Annotated in this window: 18 protein-coding genes; 13 read left to right on the forward strand and 5 right to left on the reverse strand. The window is 66.9% G+C overall.

Going from position 1 to position 21040, the window contains the following annotated elements; genetic code table 11:
• Positions 1–47 precede the first annotated feature (47 nt).
• Both ACUTAG_RS21420 and yaaA read left to right on the forward strand, forming a co-directional pair.
• Positions 48–830: a 3-hydroxybutyrate dehydrogenase gene (locus tag ACUTAG_RS21420; protein WP_049052726.1), complete on the forward strand. Its 783-nt coding sequence runs from the start codon at positions 48–50 to the stop codon at positions 828–830.
• 16 nt (positions 831–846) lie between these two features.
• Positions 847–1617: a peroxide stress protein YaaA gene (gene yaaA, locus ACUTAG_RS21425; protein ID WP_020924859.1), complete on the forward strand. Its 771-nt coding sequence runs from the start codon at positions 847–849 to the stop codon at positions 1615–1617.
• Positions 1618–1694: 77 nt separating this feature from the next.
• Here the strand turns inward: yaaA and ACUTAG_RS21430 are convergent, their stop codons facing one another.
• A complete protein-coding gene (locus ACUTAG_RS21430) occupies positions 1695–3917 on the reverse strand; it encodes an FUSC family protein (protein WP_148316350.1) in 2223 nt (740 codons plus the stop codon).
• A 440-nt stretch (positions 3918–4357) separates the two neighbouring features.
• Here ACUTAG_RS21430 and ACUTAG_RS21435 point away from each other — a divergent pair, with 440 nt between their 5' ends.
• The 4 genes from ACUTAG_RS21435 (at position 4358) to pssA (ending at position 8725) form a co-directional block, all read left to right on the forward strand.
• Positions 4358–6127, forward strand: coding sequence for an acetolactate synthase 3 catalytic subunit (locus ACUTAG_RS21435; RefSeq protein ID WP_255288689.1), 1770 nt, complete (start codon positions 4358–4360; stop codon positions 6125–6127).
• 10 nt (positions 6128–6137) lie between these two features.
• Positions 6138–6629 (forward strand): acetolactate synthase small subunit, encoded by a 492-nt coding sequence (ilvN, locus tag ACUTAG_RS21440; RefSeq protein ID WP_006389117.1) that lies wholly within the window; start codon positions 6138–6140, stop codon positions 6627–6629.
• Positions 6630–6699: 70 nt separating this feature from the next.
• Complete coding sequence (gene ilvC / locus ACUTAG_RS21445; RefSeq protein WP_148316352.1) at positions 6700–7716, forward strand: ketol-acid reductoisomerase; 1017 nt, start codon at positions 6700–6702, stop codon at positions 7714–7716.
• 235 nt (positions 7717–7951) lie between these two features.
• Entirely contained in the window at positions 7952–8725 is a 774-nt protein-coding gene (pssA, locus tag ACUTAG_RS21450; protein ID WP_006389119.1) for a CDP-diacylglycerol--serine O-phosphatidyltransferase, read from the forward strand.
• Positions 8726–8785: 60 nt separating this feature from the next.
• Here pssA and ACUTAG_RS21455 read toward each other — a convergent pair whose 3' ends face one another.
• A complete protein-coding gene (locus ACUTAG_RS21455; protein ID WP_148316354.1) occupies positions 8786–9304 on the reverse strand; it encodes a hypothetical protein in 519 nt (172 codons plus the stop codon).
• Between the two features lie 317 nt (positions 9305–9621).
• Here ACUTAG_RS21455 and rpsO point away from each other — a divergent pair, with 317 nt between their 5' ends.
• The 4 genes from rpsO to ACUTAG_RS21475 all read left to right on the forward strand — a co-directional run bounded on the left by rpsO (position 9622) and on the right by ACUTAG_RS21475 (position 14308).
• A complete protein-coding gene (gene rpsO, locus ACUTAG_RS21460) occupies positions 9622–9891 on the forward strand; it encodes a 30S ribosomal protein S15 (RefSeq protein WP_006223612.1) in 270 nt (89 codons plus the stop codon).
• 90 nt (positions 9892–9981) lie between these two features.
• Positions 9982–12138 (forward strand): polyribonucleotide nucleotidyltransferase, encoded by a 2157-nt coding sequence (gene pnp / locus ACUTAG_RS21465; RefSeq protein ID WP_006389121.1) that lies wholly within the window; start codon positions 9982–9984, stop codon positions 12136–12138.
• A gap of 208 nt (positions 12139–12346) precedes the next feature.
• Positions 12347–13075, forward strand: coding sequence for a hypothetical protein (locus tag ACUTAG_RS21470; RefSeq protein WP_035199292.1), 729 nt, complete (start codon positions 12347–12349; stop codon positions 13073–13075).
• A 15-nt stretch (positions 13076–13090) separates the two neighbouring features.
• A complete protein-coding gene (locus ACUTAG_RS21475; RefSeq protein ID WP_006389123.1) occupies positions 13091–14308 on the forward strand; it encodes a threonine ammonia-lyase in 1218 nt (405 codons plus the stop codon).
• A 1-nt stretch (position 14309) separates the two neighbouring features.
• Here the strand turns inward: ACUTAG_RS21475 and ACUTAG_RS21480 are convergent, their stop codons facing one another.
• Both ACUTAG_RS21480 and ACUTAG_RS21485 read right to left on the reverse strand, forming a co-directional pair.
• Positions 14310–14870: a PIN domain-containing protein gene (locus ACUTAG_RS21480; RefSeq protein WP_054484574.1), complete on the reverse strand. Its 561-nt coding sequence runs from the start codon at positions 14868–14870 to the stop codon at positions 14310–14312.
• A 557-nt stretch (positions 14871–15427) separates the two neighbouring features.
• Positions 15428–16351, reverse strand: coding sequence for a carbon-nitrogen hydrolase family protein (locus ACUTAG_RS21485; protein ID WP_054484575.1), 924 nt, complete (start codon positions 16349–16351; stop codon positions 15428–15430).
• 92 nt (positions 16352–16443) lie between these two features.
• Here ACUTAG_RS21485 and ACUTAG_RS21490 point away from each other — a divergent pair, with 92 nt between their 5' ends.
• Entirely contained in the window at positions 16444–17385 is a 942-nt protein-coding gene (locus ACUTAG_RS21490) for a LysR substrate-binding domain-containing protein (protein ID WP_026382290.1), read from the forward strand.
• On the opposite strand, the gene ACUTAG_RS21495 is transcribed toward ACUTAG_RS21490, so the two are convergent.
• On the reverse strand, positions 17326–18312 hold the full coding sequence (locus tag ACUTAG_RS21495; protein WP_045952815.1) for an AraC family transcriptional regulator: 987 nt from the start codon (positions 18310–18312) through the stop codon (positions 17326–17328). The genes ACUTAG_RS21490 and ACUTAG_RS21495 overlap by 60 nt on opposite strands.
• A gap of 100 nt (positions 18313–18412) precedes the next feature.
• On the opposite strand from ACUTAG_RS21495, the gene ACUTAG_RS21500 reads away from it, so the two are divergent.
• Together ACUTAG_RS21500 and ACUTAG_RS21505 are read left to right on the forward strand one after the other, a co-directional pair.
• Positions 18413–19648, forward strand: a complete 1236-nt coding sequence (locus tag ACUTAG_RS21500) for an MFS transporter (protein ID WP_054445340.1) — start codon at positions 18413–18415, stop codon at positions 19646–19648.
• Positions 19649–19756: 108 nt separating this feature from the next.
• A complete protein-coding gene (locus ACUTAG_RS21505; RefSeq protein WP_054484576.1) occupies positions 19757–21019 on the forward strand; it encodes a hypothetical protein in 1263 nt (420 codons plus the stop codon).
• The last annotated feature ends 21 nt before the right edge of the window (positions 21020–21040 follow it).

Genomic DNA, 21040 nt, shown 5'->3' on the forward strand with positions numbered 1-21040 from the left:
GTTCCGGCCGCCGTCCGCCCTTCGCGCCCCGCCACAGGAGAACATCTATGCTCAAAGGTAAAGTCGCAGTCGTCACCGGTTCCACCAGCGGGATCGGCCTGGGTATCGCCACCGCGCTGGCCGCGCAGGGCGCCGATATCATGCTGAACGGTTTCGGCGACGCCGCCGAGATCGAAAAGGTCCGCGCCGGCCTGGCAGCCCAGCATGGCGTCAAGGTGCTGTACGACGGCGCCGACCTGTCCAAGGGCGACGCCGTGCGCGGCCTGGTCGACAACGCGGTGCGCCAGATGGGCCGCATCGACATCCTGGTCAACAACGCCGGCATCCAGCATACCGCCCTGATCGAGGATTTCCCCACCGAAAAATGGGACGCAATCCTGGCGCTGAACCTGTCGGCCGTGTTCCACGGCACCGCCGCCGCGCTGCCGCACATGAAGAAGCAGGGCTTCGGCCGCATCATCAACATCGCCTCGGCGCACGGCCTGGTGGCTTCGGCCAACAAGTCGGCCTACGTCGCCGCCAAGCACGGCGTGGTCGGCTTCACCAAGGTGACCGCGCTGGAAACCGCCGGCCAGGGCATCACCGCCAACGCCATCTGCCCGGGCTGGGTGCGCACTCCGCTGGTCGAAAAGCAGATCTCGGCGCTGGCCGAAAAGAACGGCGTCGACCAGGAAACCGCCGCGCGTGAACTGCTCGGCGAAAAGCAGCCGTCGCTGCAGTTCGTCACGCCGGAACAACTGGGCGGCACCGCCGTTTTCCTGGCATCCGATGCCGCCGCGCAAATCACCGGCACCACCGTCTCCGTCGATGGCGGCTGGACGGCGCGCTGATCAAAGGAATCTTCGAATGCTGTTTCTGCTTTCCCCCGCCAAGAAGCTGGACTACGACTCGCCGGTGCATGTCGAGACCCATACCCAGCCGCTGTTCGTGGATCAGGCCGCCGCCCTGATCAAGGTGCTCAAGACCAAGACCGCGGACGATATATCCGAACTGATGAGCCTGAGCCCGGCGCTGTCCGAGCTCAATGTGCAGCGCTATGCGCATTGGAAGCGCACCTTCACGCAGGCCAATTCGCGCCAGGCCGTGCTGGCTTTCAACGGCGACGTGTACGAAGGCCTGGAGGCCTCGACGCTGTCGGCCAAGCAGCTGGACTGGGCCCAGGAACACGTGGCCATCCTCAGCGGCCTGTACGGCGTGCTGCGGCCGCTGGACCTGATGCAGCCGTACCGCCTGGAAATGGGCACGCGCCTGGAAACGTCCAAGGGCAAGAACCTGTACGAATACTGGGGCAGCGGCATCGCCGACTACCTGAACGAACGCCAGGCCGGGCAGAAGGCGCCGGTCATCGTCAACCTGGCGTCCGAAGAGTATTTCAAGGCGGTCGACCTGAAGGCGCTCAAGGCGCGTGTGGTGCAGTGCGTGTTCCAGGACTGGAAGAACGGCGCCTGGAAGATCATCAGCTTCCACGCCAAGCGCGCGCGCGGCCTGATGGCGCGCTACGCCATCCTGCACAAGGTGTCCAAGCCCGAAGGCCTGCACGGCTTCGACCTGGAAGGCTACAAGTACGACGCCTCGGCCTCGACCGAGGACAAGCTGGTGTTCCGCCGCAAGCTCTGAGCGGGACGCGGGTAGCGCGAAAAACCGGCCCCGAAAGGGCCGGTTTTTTTTGTTCCCGCGGAGCGCGGCGGCTCGATTCAGGCCGGTGCCGCGACAGGCGGCGCGTGCTGCGGATCGGCCAGCGCCAGCAGTTCCTGGCGGATCATGTGCGCGGCCTTGATCATCTGCTTGACCGGATAGACCAGCGCCGCCTGCTCGCCTTCGGTGTCGAACTGGGTGGGCAGGTCGGCGGGGGCCTGCGCGCGGTTCTCGTCGAGCAGGTCGACCATGCCGGTGAGCGCGCGCTGCACCGCCTCGGGCGTGGCGGGCAGGGCGGCCAGGATGGGAATGGCGGCGGTGATCTGCGAGGCCAGCACGTGGTTCTGGATCAGCAGGTTGTTCAGCTCGGGCACGCTGACCTGGTGCGACTTGGGCTCGCTCATCATGCGATAGAAGGCCTCGGCGAAATTGCTGAAGGCGATGTGCACGTTCTTGCGCGCCAGGCGCCAGGCAATGTCGGCGTCGGTGACCGCGGGCGTCGCGTCGGCGGCCGCGCCCATCGGCGCGCCGTGTGCCTGCATCGCTTCCACGTAGCGCATGCCGGCCATCAGGTATTCACGATTGGCGCGCGTGGCGGCGGCGGCCAGCGGCTTGAGGTAGCGCGCTTCCCACCAGGGCAGGATGTAGCTGCACACCAGCGCCAGCGTGCAGCCGATCAGCGTATCGATGGCGCGTTCGCCGATCACCGCCATCGACACCGTGCCGGGCGAGACGAAGTGGAACACCAGCACCACGAACAGGGTGTTGAAGATGGCGCTGGCCATGTAGTTCAGCTGCACCATGCTGTTGCCCATGACGCAGGCGCCCAGCAGCACCGCGAACAGGATCTCGGGGCGGTCGGTGACGTTGAACAGCAGCAGCGCGCAGAGGCAGCCGATCAGCGTGCCCATCAGGCGCCAGCCGTTGCGCTGGCGGGTCAGCGCGAAGCCCGGCTTCATGATGATGACGATGGTCAGCATGATCCAGTAGTTGTGCGCCGAGAACGCCGGCGACAGCCAGCGGCTGGCCAGCGTCATGGCGATGGCGGCCGCCGCGGTCACGCGCAGCGCATAGCGAAAGTGCGGCGAATCCAGGCGCAGGTTGCTGGTCAGCAGGCCGAAGCGGAATTCCTGGCGCGAGATGAAGCGCGTCAGCGACTTGTTGATGCGCAGCACGTCGGTGGGTTTGGCGTGAGGCGAGGCGGCGGTGTGGTCGGCCAGGCGGTCGACGATGCGGGCCGAGTTGCGCAGCCGGCGCAGCACCTGCACGATCAGCGCCAGCATCTCGGGCTCGCGCTCGCCCAGGCCCTGCTGCTTGAGTTGCTCGATCTCGTACTCGATGGCGCGCAGTTCGGCCTTGGCGCTGCTGCGGTACTGCACCTTGCGGCCGCGCGACACGTCCAGCGCGATGCGGTTCAGCTCCAGCGACATCTTCACCAGCGCGTCGCGCATGAACATCAGGCAGTCGTTGCCGGCCAGCGCGCGCCGCAGCGCGGCGTAGTCGGTGTGGGTGGCCACCAGCGTATCCAGCAGTTGCAGCATGTCGACGAACATGTTCCAGATCATCACGCGCTGGCGGTCGCCCAGGCCCTTGCCGCGGGGCAGGGCGCGCAGCACCATGTCGCGAGCGGCCTGGTGCTTTTCGGTCATGACGGACTGCCGCTGGATCAGGTTGCGGTAGGCCTCGTCCAGGTCGGCGGTTTCGTCGTAGAAGGCGGCGCGCGCGGCGACGTAGTCGGCGGTGGCGAACAGCGCCACCGACATCGCCTGTTGTTCTTCCCGCAGCCAGAACAGCCGTGAAAATCCCAGACTGAATGCCACGTAGAACAGCGCCCCGCCCAGCGTCGCGGCGGCATGCGCCAGCACCTCGTGCGGTTCCAGCGGCGAATGCATGGTCAGCGTCATCAGCAGCAGGCCGGCAAAGCCGATCAGGCCGCCGCGCTTGCCGAACACCGTGAACATGGAATAGACGAAGCACTGCGCGATGACCACCAGCCAGATCAGCACCGGGTTGGTCGAGGCCAGGCCTGTGATGATGACGGTCAGCGTGCCCAGCGCGGCGCCGCCCAGCATCTCGTTGGTGCGGTGCCGCTGCGGGCCCCCGGGCTGGTCGATGATGGCCAGGCACTGGGCGCCGAAGGTGGCGACCAGGCCGGTGGTGTAGTGGCCGAACAGCCCGCCCAGCACCAGTACCGGCAACAGCATGCCGACTCCCTGCCGCACCCCTCCGAAGAAGTAGTGGCTGTAGAGAAAGCGGCGAATGCTGGCAATGCGCAGATCCATGGACGGCGGGGCTCGAATCCGGGTGACGCGTCAAGTATAGAGAGAGCGGTCGCGTTTTAGGGGCCAGATGGTTACCAGACTTTCCCGCATGGCCGGGCGCGACTTCCGTGCAACGTCCGCGAAACCTCGATTTGCTAGCTTTGACGCAACGCGGTAAATTGCTCCACTTGCGCCGGTCTGCCTATCCGAAACCGGCGCGATGAGGCGGATGGCCAGGGTCACCTCCCAGCCATCCCGCAGCAGATACATTTGCCGTTGGCCGCGCCACAAGCGTGTGTTGCCAAGGCTTCCATTTCGACCTCCAGCGTCCCCCAGGGGCGTTTGCACTGCGTTCTGTCGAACGTGTGCCGGGTCGGCAGGGTGTCCGGGTGGCGTGGCTCCGTGAGCCGCTAAGCGCCGGATCATGTTGCCGTAGCCGGCATGGGTTCAGTTGCCGCCGTATCCGGGCGCGCAGCAGTCAGGGTTGCAGGGCCGGTTTTGAAAGGAATGACAACATGGAAATGAATGGCGCCGATATCGTCGTGCGCTGCCTGGCCGATGAAGGCGTGGAACACGTTTTCGGCTACCCTGGCGGCGCGGTGCTCTACATCTACGACGCGATTTTCAAGCAGGACAAATTCCAGCATATCCTGGTTCGTCACGAGCAAGCCGCCGTGCACGCGGCCGATGCCTATTCGCGCTCGTCGCAGAAGGTCGGCGTCTGCATCGTGACCAGCGGTCCGGGCGTGACCAATGCCGTCACCGGCATCGCCACCGCCTACATGGACTCCATCCCCATGGTCATCATCAGCGGGCAGGTGCCCACTGCGGCCATCGGCGAGGACGCCTTCCAGGAATGCGACACCGTCGGCATCACCCGTCCCTGCGTCAAGCACAACTTCCTGGTGCGTGACGTCAAGGACCTGGCCGAAACCATGCGCCGCGCGTTCTACATCGCGCGCACCGGCCGTCCCGGCCCGGTGCTGGTGGACATCCCCAAGGACATCACCGTCGCGCAGTGCAAGTACACCCCGCCCAAGGGCGAGATCTCGATGCGTTCCTACGCGCCCGTCAACAAGGGCCACCAGGGGCAGATCAAGAAAGCCGTGCAGATGCTGCTGGCCGCCGAGCGGCCGATGATCTACACCGGCGGCGGGGTCATCCTGTCGAACGCCGCGCCCGAACTGAACAAGCTCGTGTCGCAACTGGGCGCGCCCTGCACCAGCACCCTGATGGGCCTGGGCGGATTCCCGGCCAGCAGCGGCCAGTTCGTGGGCATGCCCGGCATGCACGGCACCTACGAGGCCAACATGGCGATGCAGCACTGCGACGTGCTGCTGGCCATTGGCGCCCGTTTCGACGACCGCGTGATCGGCAACCCCAAGCACTTCGCCCAGAACGCCCGCAAGATCATCCATATCGATATCGATCCGTCGTCGATCTCCAAGCGCGTGCGCGTGGACGTCCCGATCGTCGGCAACGTCAAGGATGTGCTGGCCGACCTGAGCGCGCAGTACGAGGCCGCCTCGGCCGAGCACAAGCCGGCTTCCATCGCCAAGTGGTGGGAGCAGGTCGAGACCTGGCGCGGCAAGGAATGCCTGAAGTTCGCCAATTCGGACGAAGTCATCAAGCCGCAATTCGTGGTGGAAAAGCTCTGGGAAGTGACCGGCGGCGACGCCTTCGTCACCTCCGACGTGGGCCAGCACCAGATGTGGGCCGCGCAGTACTACAAGTTCGACAAGCCGCGCCGCTGGATCAATTCCGGCGGCCTGGGCACCATGGGCGTGGGCCTGCCGTACGCCATGGGCGTGCAGATGGCCAATCCGGGTCATGACATCGCCGTGATCACCGGCGAGGCCTCGATCCAGATGAACATCCAGGAACTGTCGACCTGCGCCCAGTACCGCCTGACGCCCAAGATCGTCTGCCTGAACAACCGCTTCCTGGGCATGGTGCGGCAGTGGCAGCAGATCGACTACGGCTCGCGCTATTCCGAGTCGTACATGGATTCGCTGCCCGACTTCGTCAAGGTGGCCGAGGCCTACGGCCACGTGGGCCTGCGCATCGAGCGCCCGGCCGACGTCGAGCCGGCGCTGCGCGAAGCGTTCAAGAAACACAAGGAGCGCCTGGTCTTCCTGGACTTCATCACCGACCGCACCGAAAACGTGTGGCCGATGGTCAAGGCCGGCCGCGGGCTGACCGAAATGCTGCTCGGCTCTGAAGACCTGTAAGGAGGCCACCATGAAGCACGTGATTTCCGTCCTCCTCGAGAACGAGCCCGGCGCGCTGTCGCGCGTGGTCGGCCTGTTTTCGGCGCGGGGCTACAACATCGAGACCCTGACCGTGGCGCCGACCGAGGACGCCACGCTGTCGCGCATGACCATCGTCACCACCGGTTCGGATGAAGTCATCGAGCAGATCACCAAGCACCTGAACCGCCTGGTGGACGTGGTCAAGGTCGTGGACCTGACCGAAGGCGCGCACATCGAGCGCGAGCTGATGCTCGTGAAGGTGCGCGCGGTCGGCAAGGAACGCGAGGAAATGAAGCGCATGGCGGACATCTTCCGCGGGCGCATCATCGACGTCACCGACAAGTCCTACACCATCGAACTGACCGGGGTGCAGGAAAAAGTACAGGCCTTCCTGGAGGCCCTGGACCGCAGTGCCATTCTGGAAACCGTGCGCACCGGCGTGTCCGGCATCGGCCGCGGTGAACGGATCCTGAAGCTTTGACCGGCCTTCCAGGCCAAGCCGCACCTTACATCCCGAACCAACGAATATCCAAAAATATCTGGAGCACCCCATGAAAGTTTTCTACGACAAAGACTGCGACCTCTCCCTCATCAAAGGCAAGACCGTTGCCATCATCGGCTACGGCTCGCAAGGCCACGCCCATGCCCAGAACCTGAATGATTCGGGCGTGAAGGTCATCGTCGGCCTGCGCAAGGGCGGCGCCTCGTGGGACAAGGCCGCCAACGCCGGCCTGCAGGTCAAGGAAGTGGCGGAAGCCGTCAAGGCCGCCGACATCGTCATGATGCTGCTGCCCGACGAGAACATCGCCTCGGTCTACAACAAGGAAGTGCACGCCAACATCAAGGCCGGCGCCGCCCTGGCGTTCGCCCACGGCTTCAACGTCCACTACGGCCAGGTCGTGCCGCGCGAAGACATCGACGTCATCATGATCGCCCCGAAGGCCCCCGGCCACACGGTGCGCAACACCTACAAGCAGGGTGGCGGCGTGCCCCACCTGGTGGCCGTGTACCAGGACAAGTCGGGCGCCGCGCGCGACGTGGCCCTGTCGTACGCCAGCGCCAACGGCGGTGGCCGTGCCGGCATCATCGAAACCAACTTCCGTGAAGAAACCGAAACCGACCTGTTCGGCGAACAGGCCGTGCTGTGCGGCGGCACCGTCGAACTGATCAAGGCCGGTTTCGACACGCTGGTGGAAGCCGGCTACGCGCCCGAAATGGCGTACTTCGAGTGCCTGCACGAACTGAAGCTGATCGTCGACCTGATCTACGAAGGCGGCATCGCCAACATGAACTACTCGATCTCGAACAACGCCGAGTTCGGCGAGTACGAGACCGGCCCGAAGATCGTCACCGACGAAACCCGCAAGGCCATGCGCCAGTGCCTGACGGACATCCAGACCGGCGAATACGCCAAGAAGTTCATCCTGGAAAACGCCGCCGGCGCCCCGACGCTGACCTCGCGCCGCCGCATCAACGCGGAATTGCAGATCGAAGTGGTGGGCGGCAAGCTGCGCGCCATGATGCCCTGGATCGCCGCCAACAAGCTGGTGGACAAGTCCAAGAACTGATCCCGGTTTCCGCGCGGGGTTTGCGCCCCGCGCGCGCCGACGGCAAGCGGCATGCCTCGCGAGGGCATGCCGTTTTTCTTTGCGCGGAGAATGCGCGAGGCAGGCGCGTCAGCGGGGCGCGAGCGGGGCTTTTCGCGCCGGCGGGGCCGGATCGGCGCGGGCACGGCCCTTGCTGCGGCCCGTTGTGGGGCCAGATGAGTTAACCTTTCAATGTCTGTCGTAAGTAATTGAGACCATGCCCAATTTTTCCATGCGCGATTCCGAGAACCGCCACCGAAGCATCTACCTGCTACCCAACGCATTCACCACCGCGGCGTTGTTCGCGGGGTTCTATGCCGTGGTGCAGGCCATGAACAACCGCTTCGAGGTCGCCGCCATCGCCATTTTCGTGGCCATGGTGCTGGACGGCATGGACGGCCGGGTGGCCCGCCTGACCAACACCCAGTCCGCCTTCGGCGAGCAATACGATTCGCTGTCCGACATGACCTCGTTCGGCGTGGCGCCGGCGCTGGTGATGTACGAATGGATCCTGAACGACCTGGGACGCTGGGGCTGGCTGGCGGCGTTCGTCTACGTGGCGGGAGCCGCGCTGCGCCTGGCGCGCTTCAACACCAATATCGCGGTGGTCGACAAGCGTTACTTCCAGGGGCTGCCGAGCCCGGCGGCGGCGGCATTGGTGGCCGGTTTCGTCTGGCTGGCGGTCGACAACAAGCTGCCGATCCACGACAGCGTGATGGCCTGGGTCGCGTTCACGCTGACCATGTACGCCGGCATCACCATGGTGTCGAACGCGCCGTTCTTCAGTGGCAAGAGCTTCGCCCTGGGCCGCAGCGTGCCGTTCTGGGGCATCCTGCTGGTGGTGGCGGTGTTCGTGTTCGTGTCCAGCGATCCCCCGGTGGTGCTGTTCGGCCTGTTCGTGCTGTACGGATTTTCGGGCTGGGTCATCTGGGCCTGGCGCTGGAACCGCGCCCGCCGGCTGCAGCAGGAGCGCCGCGGCCAGTCGTCCTGAGCCCGCCGCCCGGCAAAAGAAAAACCCGCCTGGATGAAGGCGGGTTTTTTCATGGGGGAATCAACGCCACATGAAGCGGTCATCGTCGTACATCGGGTCCGGCCCGGGGTGGAAGTGGGTCAGCGAATTGCCGTCACGGCCCATGTAGACGTACATCAGCGAATTCCAGACGCCGTTTTCCTTGTAGCGATACGACCATACGACTTCGCGCTTTTCGCCCAGGCCGGCTTCCTCAATGCGGGCGGGCGGGCCGAACTCGCAGCGCACGCGGTCAGGCCCCCACTGGCCCTGTTCCAGCACCTTGAAATGGGCGTCGGTCAGCAGCGGCACCACGCGGTCGACGCGGCCGTCGGCGCCGACGTTGGCGCCCCAGGCATACTGGCCCATGGGTTGCTGCGTCCAGATCACGCGGCGGCCGCCGTTGGCCTGCGGGCATTCGAAGTTGGGGCGGCCAAACTGGGCCTGGACGTCGGCCAGCGGGGTGCCGGGGGCGACCTGGGCAAGATTGGCACAGGCGGCCAGGCCGGCCAGGGCCGCAGCGGCCAGGGTGGTGCGGGCAAGTTTGTAATAATTTGACATATTATGGCTCCTGGTGCCTCCCGCGAGGGCGGCGGCGCGACGCCCGGCGGCGGGCCGGCGGTCTCACTGGGGTAATTCTAGCGAATCGGCTATAATCGTCGGGCTTTATCAAGTGTATTGATTTTGCAAGATGCTTTGCGCCGGCAACGGGGCTGGGCTGGACATGCGGCAAACGGGGCGCCAAGCCTTGTCTTGCGGCACTTCCAGGCTAGCCTTGAAGCAGCAGTGAGAACGCAATAACGCTTTTCGCCGGCCGCGATTTTTTCCAAACCACGTCAGGGCGCCTCGGCCCTGTCGCATGTCCGAAGAGGTCATCAATGTCTGTAGCTGACATCAAGAAATCCGATATCGTTGCGCAGTTCCAACGCGCTCAAGGCGATACCGGCTCCCCCGAAGTCCAGGTGGCTCTGCTCACCGCCCGTATCAACGAACTGACCGGTCACTTCAAAGAACACATGAAGGACCATCACTCGCGCCGCGGTCTGCTGCGTATGGTCAGCCGTCGCCGCAAGCTGCTCGACTATCTCAAGGGCCGCAATCCCGATTCGTACCGCGCACTGATCGAAAAACTCGGTCTGCGCAAGTGATCGACGGGGCTGGCTCCCCATGACGCAACCGTGGTCGGTGCGACGCATGTCGCGACGGCCACGGTTTTTCATTTGTAAGGAATAATCGTCATGTTCAATAAAGTGACTAAATCGTTCCAGTACGGCCAGCACACGGTCGTCCTGGAAACCGGCGAAATTGCTCGCCAGGCCTCCGGCGCCGTGGTGGTGTCGATCGAGGACACCGTCGTCCTGGCCACTGTCGTGGCCTCCAAGAAGGCCAAGCCGGGCCAGACGTTCTTCCCGCTGACCGTCGACTACATCGAAAAGACCTACGCCGCCGGCCGCATCCCGGGTGGCTTCTTCAAGCGTGAAGGCAAGCCGTCCGAGAAGGAAACGCTGACCTCGCGCCTGATCGACCGTCCCCTGCGTCCGCTGTTCCCCGAAGACTTCTACAACGAAGTCCAGGTGGTCATCCACACGCTGTCGGTCAATCCTGAAATCGACCCCGACATCCCCGCGATGATCGGTGCCTCGGCCGCGCTGGCCATCTCCGGCATCCCCTTCAACGGCCCGATCGGCGCCGCCCGCGTGGGCTACATCGATGGCCAGTACGCCATCAACCCGACCGCGTCGCAGCTGAAGTCCTCGAAGCTGGACCTGGTGGTCGCCGGCACCGAAAACGCCGTGCTGATGGTGGAATCGGAAGCCGACCAACTGTCCGAGGAAATCATGCTGGGCGGCGTGGTCTACGGCCACGAGCAGATGCAGGCCGTCATCAACGCCATCCACGAACTGGTCAAGGACGCTGGCAAGCCCGATTGGGACTGGCAGCCGCCCGCCAAGGACGAGGCCCTGATCGCCGCCGTCACGTCGGCCGCCCAGGAAGGCCTGAACGCCGCCTACCAGATCCGCGAAAAGCAGGCCCGCACCACCAAGCTGCGTGAAGTCTACGCCGACGTGTCGGCCAAGCTGAACGCCGCCGCCGCCGAAAAGGGCGAGCCGGCGCCGGACGCCGTCACCGTCGACAACATCCTGTTCTCGCTGGAATCGGCCATCGTCCGCGGCCAGATCCTGAACGGCGAACCGCGTATCGACGGCCGCGACACCCGCACCGTGCGTCCCATCAGCGTGCGCCTGGGCGTGCTGCCGCGCGCGCACGGCAGCGCCCTGTTCACCCGCGGTGAAACCCAGGCGCTGGTCGTGGCCACGCTGGGCACCAAGCAGGACGAGCAGATCATCGACGCGCTCATGGGCGAGTACCGCGACCGCTTCATGCTGCACTACAACATGCCTCCGTTCGCCACCGGCGAAACCGGTCGCATCGGCGTGCCCAAGCGCCGCGAAATCGGCCACGGCCGCCTGGCCAAGCGCGCGCTGATCCCGCTGCTGCCGGCCCCGGAAGACTTCCAGTACACCATCCGCATCGTCTCGGAAATCACCGAGTCCAACGGCTCGTCGTCGATGGCTTCGGTCTGCGGCGGCTCGCTGGCCATGATGGACGCCGGCGTGCCGGTCAAGGATCACGTGGCCGGCGTGGCCATGGGCCTGATCCTGGACGGCGGCAAGTTCGCCGTGCTGACCGACATCCTGGGTGACGAAGATCACCTGGGCGACATGGACTTCAAGGTCGCAGGCACCGAAAACGGCGTCACCGCGCTGCAGATGGACATCAAGATCCAGGGCATCACCAAGGAAATCATGCAAGTGGCGCTGGCGCAAGCCCGCGAAGGCCGCCTGCACATCCTGGGCAAGATGAAGGAAGCGCTGGACGGTTCGCGCGGCGAGCTGTCGGCTTTCGCCCCGCGCATGCTGACCATCAAGATCAACCCCGAGAAGATCCGCGACGTGATCGGCAAGGGCGGCGCCACCATCCGCGCGCTGACCGAGGAAACCGGCACCCAGATCGACATCTCCGACGACGGCACGATCGTGATCGCCAGCGTCGACGAAGCGCAGGCCAAGGAAGCCCAGCGCCGCATCGTCGAGCTGACCGCCGACGTCGAAGTGGGCCAGGTCTACGACGGCTCGGTCCTGCGCCTGCTGGACTTCGGCGCCATCGTGCAAGTGCTGCCGGGCCGCGACGGCCTGCTGCACATCTCGGAAATCGCCAACTACCGCATCGCCAACATCAACGATGTGCTGAAGGTCGGCCAGCAAGTCCGCGTCAAGGTCATCGAGGCCGACGACAAGGGCCGCCTGCGCCTGTCCATCAAGGCGATCGGCGGCATCGAGCAGCAGCAGGCCGCTGCCGAGGCCGCCCCGCAAGCGGAACCGCAAGCCGAATAAGGCCTGCCTTTCCCCTGCTCAAGAACGGCGCCGCGAGGTGCCGTTTTTCTTTGCTTTGGTGGCAGGCGGATTCATCTTCTTTCGTCTTCGAATCTCCCGCATCTCCCATCTTCGCGCGCCTTACGGTAAAGTCTTGCGCGTGACACGAGCGCCGGCGCGGCGCAAGCCGGCAGGGCGCCAGACAGAGGGGGATACGGATGGATCGAGCATGACGCGATGGCGAGGACCCGCCACGGCGGTGGCCATGCTGCTGGGAGCGTTGTTGGCCGGATGCATGTCCGCGCCCGGGCCGGGCCAGGGTTCGCCCAAGGGCGAAGGCATGTCGGCCGACCAACTGGTCCAGACCGACTTCAACCGCACCGTCACCCTGGAGGTGCGCGACAACCTGGCCAGCCTCTACAGCCTGCTGGACAAGCTCTACCGACGCAACCCGCGCGAATGGCGCAAGACCGGCGCGCCCGACCACGCGACCGCGGTGTCGCGGGTCAAGCATGCGATCGAGGTGCGGATCCCGCCGGCCGACCTGGCCGGCCTGCACGACATTCAGATCCTGGCGGTGTCGCTCGATCCCAGCTACAGCGGCGACCGCGTCGGGGCCTTCATCTACGGCCTGGCCGACACCATCATCGCCGCCCACAATGGCAAGACCCGCTTGTACGCCACCGACGCGCTCGACGGGCAGCGGGTCTACAATGCCGCACGGAACGTCGAGGCGGCGGCCTGGCTGCTGGCGTCGCGCCGCAACAACCAGGGCGAGCCGCTGCTGCTGGCCAACGAGATGTCGGCGCAGGCCACCAACCTCAGTTTCGAACGCGAGTTCGGCGCCATCATCGGCCGGCTGGACCTGATCGCCAATCTGCTGGGCGAGAACTCGCGGCGCATCGGCATCAACTATGCGCAAGGCCTTTTGCTGTTCAATTTCCTGCCGGTGCGCTAACAGGATTTTTCCACCGTGATCGACATCGCTTCCATCCAGACCGCCCGCGAGAACCTGCGCGGCCAGGTGCTCAAGACCCCGTTCACCCTGTCGCGCACGCTGTCCGACATCTTCGGCGCCGAGATCTGGCTGAAATTCGAGAACCTGCAGTTCACCGCCAGCTTCAAGGAGCGCGGCGCGCTCAACCGCATGCTGACGTTGTCGGAAGACGAGCGCCGCGCGGGCGTGATCGCGGTGTCGGCCGGCAACCATGCCCAGGGCGTGGCCTACCATGCGCAGCGCATGGGCGTGCCGGCCGTGATCGTGATGCCGCGCTTCACGCCGACCGTGAAGGTCGCCAACACGCGCCGCTTCGGCGCCGAAGTGGTGCTGGCCGGCGATACCTTCGACGACGCCAAGGCGCATGGCTACGAGCTGGCCAAACAGCGCGGGCTGATCATGATCCACCCCTACGACGACGAGGCGGTGATCGCGGGGCAGGGCACGGTGGCGCTGGAAATGCTGGAAGACCAGCCGCAGCTGGACATGTTGGTGATCGCCATCGGCGGCGGCGGCCTGATCTCGGGCATCGCCACGGCAGCCAAGGCGCTCAAGCCCGGCATCGAGATCATCGGGGTGCAGACCGAGCGCTTTCCCGCCATGTATGCCGCCGTCAAGGGCGTGTCGATGCCGCAGGGGCAGTACACCATCGCCGAAGGCATCGCGGTGAAATCGCCGGGCGGGCTGACGCAGCCCATCGTCAGCCGGCTGGTCGACGACATCGAACTGGTCAGCGAGGCCGACATCGAGCACGCCATCGTGGTGCTGCTGGAAATCGAGAAGACCGTGGTTGAAGGCGCCGGCGCGGCCGGCCTGGCGGCGCTGCTGCGCGCGCAGGAGGCGGGCAGCGAGCGCTTCAAGGGCAAGCGCATCGGCCTGGTGCTGACCGGCGGCAACATCGACCCCTTGATGCTGGGCGAGCTGATCGAGCGCGGCATGGTGCGCGCCGGCCGCCTCGCCCGCATCCGCGTCGATCTGCGCGACCTGCCGGGCGCGCTGGCCCACGCCACCAAGCTGATCGCCGATGCCCAGGCCAACATCACCGAGGTGCATCACCAGCGCGCGTTCACCTCATTGCCGGTGCGCAATGTGGAAGTGGATTTCGTGCTGCAGACGCGCGGGCCGGAGCACATCCAGGAAGTGATCGACATCCTGAACGCGGCCGGTTTCGCGGCCAGCAACCACGACCATTGAGTCAGGGGCAGCCCAGCTCCGGATCCCGGCCCACCTGGTTCTTCAGCCGGTACAGCCGCTCGCGGTGCAAGGTCGCGGCCAGCGGCTCGGGCTCGCGCCCCAGCGCCACGTAGTCGGCCGGGATCTGCGCGATGGCGTCGCGCATGCGCCCGGCGCCGTCCTGCCACCATTGCGCCAGCATGCGGTCGGGGTTGTACACGTCCAGGCCCTGGCGCCGCAGTTCCGAGCGGTTGAAATCCTTCAGGTTCCAGGTCAGCACCTGCACCACCGGCGTCTGCGGCAGGCCGCAGCGGGCGCGGCGCGCCAGGCCGGCGGCGATGACGTGGAAGTCCTTGGGGTCGCTGTAGCGCAGCGCCGCCTCGTAGACCTGGGTGTCGTGCTCGATGGCCTGCGGGAAGCGGGCGTTCATCTCGGCCCAGAACTCGGCCATCACCTCGGGCGGGATGTCCCAGATGCGGCAGGCGTTGCGGCGCCATTCCTCGCCGATGCGCTCGGTCCAGACCGGCTGGAACACGCCGGCGTCGGCCAGGCGCAGCAGCAGGCGGCGCAGGATGCCGGACATGAGGACACAGGCGTCCAGGACGATGAAGGGCGGGGCGGCGGGTGTAGCGGTCAAGATCGGGCGGTCCGGGCGCGCGGGCAAGGCAGGCGCGGCGGCGCCTGGCATAGGGGTGGTGCCCGAGACCGGAATCGAACCGGTACGGCCTTGCGGCCGAGGGATTTTCGTACCACTTCGACTTTCGCCGCCGGCGCGTCAAGCGCCGTTCGTGGTCTGGAGCACGCCTTCACCATAGCCTTGCGGCCTTAGGTGCCCGCCGTCTGCTCTCTACACCTTCCCGGTTCTTTCGAAGCGGGCTTGGCTCGGCGTTGGCTCGGACCGGGTCCAGGGCATTCGCCGAGTTTGACGGGCTACACCTCTGGAGTTTCCTCCGGAGGGCTCAAATGGATTCAAGTCCCTTGTGTCTACCAATTTCACCACTCGGGCATCGCCGACCCCGCGGACGGGGCGGCAACGGGATACCGGGTGAGCCGCGCGGGCGCGGCATGGGTATCCAGCGGCCGTGACTATACCACTGGAGCCGGGGGCTTCCCGCCCTGACGGACGCCGGCCGGGTGAAGTCAGGCGGTGAAACGCACGCTCTGGCGCACGCGTTCATCCACGTCCAGGGTGAAAACGTCGGGACGCGCGTAATGGCCGACCACGTCGAAGTCGTAGCGCGCGCGCACCAGGTCCTCGATGTCGATGGTTGCGGTCAGCAGGCCGGTCTGGCCGTGCAGCGGGCCGGCCAGGACGTCGCCCAGCGGGCCGACGATGAGCGAGCCGCCATTGATGAGCGGGCGTTGCGGATCCCAGCCGGGCACGTCCAGGCCCAGTTCGGCGGGCGACGGTTGCACCTGGCAGGCGCTGATGACGAAGCAGCGGCCTTCGTGGGCGATGTGGCGCATCGAGCATTGCCAGATGTCGCGTTCGTCGACGGTGGGCGCGCACCAGATCTGCACGCCTTTGGCGTACATGGCGGTGCGCAGCAGCGGCATGTGGTTTTCCCAGCAGATGGCGCCGCCGACGCGGCCCGCGGCCGTCTCCAGCACGGGCAGGGTCGAGCCGTCGCCCTGGCCCCAGATGAGACGTTCGGTGCCGGTGGGCATCAGCTTGCGGTGCTTGGCGGTCAGGCCGGTGGCCGGATCGAAGTACAGCGCTGTGCAGTACAACGTGCTGCCGGCGCGTTCGATGACGCCGATCACCAGACTGGCGCCGGTGCGCTGTGACAGCGCGGCCAGCGCGTCGGTCTCGGGACCGGGCACATCGATGGCGTTCTGGTAGTAGCGGGCGTAGGCTTCGCGCCCTTCGGGCAGGCGGTAGCCGAGGCGCGTGCCGAAGATCTCGCCCTTGGGATAGCCGCCGAGCAGGGCCTCGGGCATGACCACCAGCGCGGCGCCCGAGGCGGTGATCTCGGCCTCGAAGGCCAGGATCCGTTCCAGGGTGGCTTCCTTGCCCTCGGGCGAGGCGCCGATCTGCAGCGCGGCAACGGTCTGGGTGGTCATGCGGGTTCCTTGGCTGGGGCTGACGGGGTGTCGGGAGCTGCCAGTGTCGGCGCCAGCCTAAAATCGATCAATCCCATTTGACGATAAATGATATGAGCCAGATCGATATCGAGTCCACCGACTTGAACCTGCTCAAGGTGTTCGAGGCGATCTACGACGAAGGCGGCGCGGGCCGCGCGGCGCTGCGGCTGGGCGTGACGCAATCGGCCGTCAGCGCTTCGCTGGCGCGGCTGCGCACGCTGTATGCGGATCCGCTGTTCGTGCGCACCGGGCGCGGCCTTTCGCCCAGCCTGCGGGCCCGCGAGCTGCGGCCGATCATCGGCGAGGCGCTGGACAAGTGCCGGCAAAGCCTGTCGCTGGCCCGGCCGGGGCCGGCCGGGTTTGCCGGGCGTTCGGTCACGCTGGGGCTGTCGGACGACTTCGAAATCGCGCTGGGGCGCGAGGCCATCGCGGCGCTGGCCGAGGCTGCGCCGGGACTACGTCTGATCTTTCGCCAGACCCACAGCCGCCTGGCCGCCGACATGCTGATGGCGCGCGACGTCGACCTGGTGATCGCGTCCGGTGGACTGACCGCGCCCGCATTGCAGCGCGTGACCGTGGGGCAGGGCGACTATGCCTGCCTGGTTGATCCGGCCAGTCTGGCGCCGGGCCAGGAAGCGCTGTCCGTGGAGGATTTCACCGGGCGTGCGCACGTGCTGGTGTCGTCGGGCGGATTCATCGGCGTGGTTGACGAGGTGTTGCACGCGCAGGGATTGACGCGGCGGGTGCTGGCCGCGACCACGCACTTTGCGGCGCTGGCGTTCCTGCTGCGTGGCGGCGACGCGCTGGCGACCCTGCCGACCCACGCGGCGCGCGGCCTGGCGGCGGTCGCGGGGCTGCGGCTGCTGCCGTGCCCGGTCGCCATGCCGGGCTACGCCATCGAGATGGGCTGGCGCGCCGATGCCTTGCGCGATGAGGCCGTGGCGGTGGCACGCCTATCCCTGCTGGGCCTGCTGCAGGGCTACGGTTGGGCCGCGGCGCCTGGCGCCCGGTGATTGACCGGTGACGCGTTTATAGGCGCGGCTGAAGGCGGCTTGGGAGGTATAGCCGAGGCGCTCGGCCACGGTGTCGATCGGCAAGCGCTCGTGGGATAGCCATTGGCTGGCCAGGCGCATGCGCAATTCGGTGGCGTAGCGCAGCGGCGGCGTGCCGATGGTGGCCTGGAAGCGTTGCGCGAAGACCGATCGCGAGACATTGCATTGCGCCGCCAGTTCTTCCACGGTCCAATCGCGGCCGGGCTGGCGATGCAGGGCCAGGATGGCGCGCGCCAGCCGCGGGTCGCGCAGGGCGGCCACCAGGCCGGCGGCATCATCGCAACCGCTTTCGATCCAGCCGCGCACGATCATGGCGGCCACCACTTCCGCCAGGCGCGCCAGGATGCCGGCAAAGCCGATGCGTCCGGCGCAGATTTCGCGCTTCATGGCGTCCAGCAGCGCCAGCGCGCCCGGGTAGCGTTCGCTGGCGGCGTCCACCAGCATCAGACCAGGCATCAAGGGGCCGAGGCCCCGCATGCCGCCCAGGTCGAACGCCATGCAGCCATAGAAAAGCACGGCGCTGGGCGTGTCATGCGTGCTGGGGCAGGTGTCCACGCCGCTGACCTGCTCGCCCAGCGGCGCCGCGGCCACCTCGTCGATATCGCGCACCGGGGCGCGCGGGTCGGATAGCAAGTGATGGGCATCGCCTTGGGGAATGAGCACGGCGTTGCCCGCGGACAGCGGATGCAGCGCGCCGTCGGCGCTGCGCAGCACCGCGTTGCCAACCGCCAGGTAGTGGAAGTAGGCGTGGCCGGGGCGGGCGCGGAAACCCAGGCCGACCGGCGCGCCGACCTGGATGCGGCGGTATTGCACGCCGCGCAGGCGCATGCCGGTCAGCAGTTCGCTGATCAGGTCGGACGAAAGCGCAAAGGCATCCGTGGCATTCATTCAGGTGTTTGGATCAAAAATTGAAGATTCTTCATCATAGATCATCCTGGGCGCCATCCCTAGACTGGCCGCTGTGATGTTTTCCTGAGGATGTTCTGCGATGAGTCATGGTGTCTGTGAAGCGGTCTGCGATGGCCGCATGTCGCGCGCGGCGGATGCGCCGCCCGCCTGGATGGCGGTGTTTTCGCTGGCGATGGGGGTGTTCGGCTTGCTGACCGCGGAGTACCTGCCGGCCAGCCTGCTGACGCCGATGGCGCTCGACCTGGGCGTTTCCGAGGCGCTGGCCGGGCAGGCGGTGACGGTGACGGCGGTGGTGGCGTTGTTTGCCGGACTGCTGGTGCCGGGTCTGACGCGCGCGCTCGACCGGCGCGTGGTGCTGCTGGCCTTCAGCACCCTGATGGTGGCCTCCAATCTGTTGGTGGCAATGTCTTCCAGCCTGGCGGTGCTGCTGGCGATGCGTATTTTGCTCGGCGTTGCCCTGGGCGGTTTCTGGAGCATGGCGGCGGCGGTGGCCATGCGCCTGGTGCCGCCCGCCTTGCTGCCGCGCGCGTTGTCGATCATCTTCAGTGGCATTGCCGTGGGGACCGTGGTGGCGGTGCCGCTCGGCAGCTATCTGGGCGGCAGGTATGGCTGGCGCAGCGCCTTCGTCGCCGCGGCCGTGGTCGGCGTGGCGACGCTGGCGTTCCAGTGGCTCACGCTGCCCCGGCTGGCGCCGGGCCGGACCGCGCGGTTGCGCACGGTGCTGGAGGTATTGCTACGTCCCGGCATCGCCGTGGGCATGTTGGGATGCGTGCTGGTGCACACCGGCCACTTCGCGCTGTTCACCTACATCCGGCCGTTCCTTGAAACCACGACAGGCGTCGGCGCCGACGGACTGGCCTTGATGCTGCTGGGTTTTGGCGTGGCGAATTTCGCCGGCACCCTGCTGGCGGGCTGGTTGCTGGGCCGCAGCGCCCGCGCCACGCTGGTGCTGATGCCTGCGCTGGTGGGGACGGCGGCCCTGGCGCTGGCCTTGCTGCCGGCGTCCGTGACGGGACAGGCGCTGCTGGTGGCGCTATGGGGAATGGCGTTCGGCGGGGTGCCGGTGGCGTGGTCGAACTGGGTGGCCAGCGCGGTGCCCGACCAGGCCGAAAGCGCGGGCGGCATGGTGGTGGCGTCGGTGCAGTCGTCGATCGCGGCGGGCGCGGCGGCCGGTGGCGCGATGTTCAGCGCCAACGGCATTGTCGGCGTGTTCGTGGCGGCCGGCATCCTGATGCTGCTGGCGGCGCTGCTGATCGCATTGCGGGTGCGCATCCACGCGCCCGGACGCGGCCCCGGTCCGGCAGTGCATCTTTGAGACCTGCGCCGCCTGAGGCCGGCGCGGTATGAGGCCGCGCCGGCCGGGCGCGTGAATGCGGCGACGGTATCATGTGCCATCCTCGTCTTGGCAGCCCGCCGTACATCCATGGTCCCTGCATCGACCCCGCTTCTCGACCGCCTGCTTGCCGACGGCGTCATTCGCCCGGACCACCACGCCGCCGCGCGCCAGCGCCTGGGCGAGAGGGGCGCCGAACCGTGGACGTCGCTTGGCGAGGCGTTGTTCTGGCTGGTGGACGAGCACATCGTTTCCGACGAGGACCTGGCGGCCATCGGAGAGCTGTCCGTGACCGAAGCCGCCTTCGCCGGCAACGCCACCCGTCGCCAGGCGCTGGCCGAGATGGACGCGCTGATGCAGCGCAAGCTTGAAGAATACGAACGGCAGGTGCGCCAGGTCGCGCTCAAGCGCGCTTTTCCCGGCCCGCGCTGGGCATGGCTGGGCGGCGGCGTGATCGCGGTGGCCGCGGCGGGCTGGTACCTGTTTGCGCCGGCATCGCCGCCGCAATGCGATGACGCCGATGTGCAGAAGACCCTGCGCGCCAGCATGTTCACCTCGCGCATCCAGCAGATGTCCAGGAACCCGCTGGCCGGGGGCGCGGCACCCGCGGACCTGTACCTGGCGACATTTGCGGACGTGAAGGAGGTCGGCTACATCAAGCCGGAACGTTCGCGCGGTTGCACCGCCACGTTGAAGGTGGGCGAGGCCACCTCCAGCCTGGCCTACACCATCGGACCCAATGCCAAGGGCGAAATGATGATCGCCGGCGCGGACCCGCGCGTGGTGCGGGTCCGCTACGGCCAGCTCGATGCCAGCGGCAAGCCGCGCGACGTGGGCCAGCCGGCCGGCGCCGTCCGGCTGGCAGCCGCGTTCGAGCAGGGCGTGGCGGCATTCGACCAGACCACCCGGGGCGAAGCGCGCAAGGCGGCGTACGAGCGCCAACGCCAGCGCGTGGGCCTGCCGCCGGAAACCGATACGCGTACGGTGCGCAACGTCCAGCCGCTGGGCGACTGCAAGGAGCTGGGAGGCGGCAAATGGTCGTGCCGCCTGCAGGCCGAATATCGCGACCGGCTGCTGTCGGCCATCGGTCGCGCCGACTGGCAGGTGCTCGAAGGCGATTTCGATTTCTTGCGCGACGGCGATGCCTGGCGCGTGGGCGAAACGTTCACGCGCCAGTACATGGATGCGATCGTGCGCGGCCGGGTGGCCGAATTGAAGGGCGACGAGGCGGCGGCGCAACTGGAGCAGATCCAGCGCCAGCGGCCGGAGGCCGCCGCGCCAACGCCCGATGCAGCACCCCCCGCGGCGCGTGGCCGCGAGCATCGCGGTGATGGCGCCGTGATCAACAAATGACGGGCGCCGTGCCACAAGGCG

This window comes from Achromobacter sp. CSND-B12 (genome assembly GCF_052906545.1).